Below are 3,087 nucleotides of genomic sequence, written 5' to 3'. Positions count from 1 at the left end.
GGCCACGGGTGCCGAAGCCGCCCCACCAGCACCGCCGCCCGCGCGCAGCTCGGCCAGCGTCTGCACGACCCACTTCGCGTAGTCCGATTCGGGCGGCAGCATCGGCAGCAGCTGCTGCCACTGAGCCGCCGCCGTCTTGAAATCCTGCCGCTGGTAGGCGGCCGTCGCCGACATCGACAGCGCCATCGCGTGGTTCGGGTCCAGCGCCAGCGCCTGCTGCACCAGCTTCAGCGGCTTGCCCTGCAGGTCGCCTTTCGCCAGGTTGGCCAGCACGTCGGCGTACTCGGTCAGCAGCACCGGATCGCGGTCCAGCGTCTCGCGGCCCATCTTGTCGAAGGCGTTCGCCGACTCGGCCAGCCGGCCCATCGCACGGTACGAGCGCGCGAGCACCATCCAGGCTTTCGAATCGTTCGGGTTCTTCTCGACGCGCGCCACCACCGTGGCCAGCATCTGCTCGATCTGCTGCTGCGTCACGTCGCCCTGCGGYGCCGCGGGCGGGACCAGCGCGGACGGGTTGCCGCGCCAGGCGTAGAGGCCCGCCGCCAGCAGCGGCAGTGCGATCGCGAGCGCGATCATCGTGCCGCGCCCCGAGCTGAGCGGCGCCATCGCCGGCTCGGCCGCGCCGGCGTCGGCCAGCAGCCGCTTCTGCAGTTCACTGCGCGCCTGCTCGTGGTCGGCCGGCAGCAGGGTGCCGGCTGCGAGGTCGCGGTCGATCTCGGCCAGCTGGTCGCGGTAGACGGCGGTGTTGGCGTCGCGGGCGGTCAGGTCGTCCCGCCGGGCCGCCTGGGCGGCGCGCCGCCACGGTCGCAGCAGCACGAGCAGGGTGGCGGCGACGAGCAGGGCCGCCGCGATCAGGAAGGTTGCCATCTCAGGGGTTCTTGTCGTTGTTCAGGAGGGCCGCGGCGCGCAGTTGCTCGTCGGCGGTGAGCGCGACGGCATCGGGCGCGGTGCGGCGGCGCAGGAAGGTGACCAGCGCCACCAGCCCGCCGCCGAGCAGCACGAAGGGCCCGAGCCACAGCAGGTACGTGGTCGGCTTCATCGGCGGCCGGTAGCGCACGAAATCGCCGTAGCGGGCGACCAGGTAGTCCATCACCTCCTGGTCGGTCTTGCCCTGGCGGATCAGCGTGCGGATCTCGCGGCGCAGGTCTTCCGCCAGGTCGGCGCGCGAGCCGGCCAGCGATTCGTTCTGGCACACCAGGCAGCGCAGCTCTTCGGCGATGCCGACCAGCCGCGCCTCGACGACCGGGTCCTGGGCCAGCGGCGGCGCGTCGGCGGCGCGTGCACTGCAGGTGAAGGCGAGGGCCAGGGCGGCCCCGATGATCAGCCGCCTCATGCGCCGAGCTCCTTCAGCATCGGGATCACCTTCGAGCGCAGCACGTCGTCGGTCAGCGGGCCGATCTGCTTGAAGCGGATCGTGCCGGTCTTGTCGATCAGGTAGGTCTCGGGCAYGCCGTAGACGCCGTAGTCGATGCCGACGCGGCCATCGGCATCCACCGCGGTCGCGACATACGGGTTGCCGAACTCGGCCAGCCAGCGCCGGGCCTCGTCGCCCTTGTCCTTGTAGTTCAGGCCGACCACCGGCACCCGGTTCAGCTTCGCGAAGTTGACCAGCACCGGGTGCTCCTGGCGGCACGGGCCGCACCAGGTGGCCCACACGTTCAGCATCCACACCTTGCCGCGCATCTCCTGCGGGCTGAACTTCGCGGCATCGGCCGAGGCATCGAGCCGCGGCAGCGCGAACATCGGCGCCGGCTTGCCGATCAGCGGCGACGGCACCTCGTGCGGGTCGTGGTTGAGGCCGACCGCGAGGAACACGGCCAGCACCGCGAACAGCACCAGCGGGATCAGGAAGTACTTCTTCATGCCGCCGTTCCGGTGGCGCCTTGCAGCGGCGCGCTGACGCGCTGCTTCAGCTTCAATCGGTAGCGCTTGTCGCTGGCGGCGAGCCCGCCGCCGGCGGCCATCAGCAGGCAGCCGAGCCAGATCCACACGACGAACGGCTTGTAGTACACCCGCACGCTCCAGGCCGCGGCCTTGCCGTCCGGGGTGGCTTCGAGCGGCTCGCCGAGCGAGACGTACAGGTCGCGCGTGAGGCCGCTGTCGATCGCGGTCTCGGTCATCGGCATCTGCGACGACAGGTAGGCGCGCTTCTCGGGGTTCAGCGTGCGCAGCACCTGGCCGTCGCGCGAGAGCTCCACGTCACCGCGCTGCGCGATGTAGTTGGGCCCGCGCACTTCGTTGACGCCGAGCAGCTTGACGGAGTAGCCACCAAGCTCGACGGTCTGGCCGACTTCCATGCGCACGTCCTTCTCGACCTCGTAGCCCTTCACCATCGTGACGCCGACGACGAAGGTCGCGATGCCGATGTGGGCCAGGTGCATGCCCCAGTAGGCGCGGGGCGGCCGGCCCGATCTGAGGCGGGCGCGGATCTGGAACACGCTGCTCGCGACGATCCACACCGCCAGCAGCAGGCCGAGCGCGACCAGCGGCGACCAGGTGCCGACGAACAGCGGCAGCAGCGCGCCCAGCACGACGGCGATGCCGGCGGCCATCCACAGGCGCTGCGACAGGTCGCGCACGTCGGCGTGTTTCCAGTTGGCGACCGGGCCGACTGCGATCAGGAACAGCAGCGGCACCATGATCGGCACGAACACCGAATTGAAGTAGGGCGGGCCGACCGACAGCTTGCCGAGGCCGAGGCCGTCGATGATCAGCGGGTACAGCGTGCCCAGCAGCACCGAGCCGGCGGCCACCATCAGCAGCACGTTGTTGACCAGCAGCAGCGTCTCGCGCGAGAACAGCGCGAACGCGCCGCCGAGGCCGACCTTGGGCGCACGGTACGCAAACAGGCTCAGCGAGCCGCCGATCACGGCGCTGAGGAACAGCAGGATGAAGATGCCGCGGCGCGGGTCGGTGGCGAAGGCGTGCACCGAGGTCAGCACGCCGGAGCGGACCAGGAAGGTGCCGAGCAGCGACAGCGAGAACGCGCAGATCGCGAGCAGCACGGTCCAGTTCTTGAAGCTGCCGCGTTTCTCGGTGACGGCCAGCGAGTGGATCAGCGCGGTGCCGACCAGCCACGGCATGAAC

4 protein-coding genes are annotated in these 3,087 nt (G+C 70.5%); all 4 read right to left on the bottom strand.

Going from position 1 to position 3,087, the window contains the following annotated elements; genetic code table 11:
* A partial coding sequence (gene ccmI / locus AC1D01_RS27490) for a c-type cytochrome biogenesis protein CcmI (protein ID WP_477872044.1) occupies positions 1 to 867 on the bottom strand: 867 nt, incomplete at its 3' end.
* Position 868: 1 nt separating this feature from the next.
* A complete protein-coding gene (locus AC1D01_RS27485) occupies positions 869 to 1,333 on the bottom strand; it encodes a cytochrome c-type biogenesis protein (RefSeq protein ID WP_477872042.1) in 465 nt (154 codons plus the stop codon).
* Positions 1,330 to 1,863, bottom strand: a complete 534-nt coding sequence (locus tag AC1D01_RS27480) for a DsbE family thiol:disulfide interchange protein (protein ID WP_477872040.1) — start codon at positions 1,861 to 1,863, stop codon at positions 1,330 to 1,332. Before AC1D01_RS27480 ends, AC1D01_RS27485 begins: the two co-directional genes overlap by 4 nt.
* The coding region (locus tag AC1D01_RS27475) for a heme lyase CcmF/NrfE family subunit (protein ID WP_477872038.1) at positions 1,860 to 3,087 on the bottom strand (1,228 nt) is incomplete at its 5' end. The genes AC1D01_RS27475 and AC1D01_RS27480, both read right to left, overlap by 4 nt.

The organism is Rhizobacter sp. P3_B12 (genome assembly GCF_056402895.1).
This window is presented reverse-complemented; position numbering and strand designations above follow the sequence as displayed.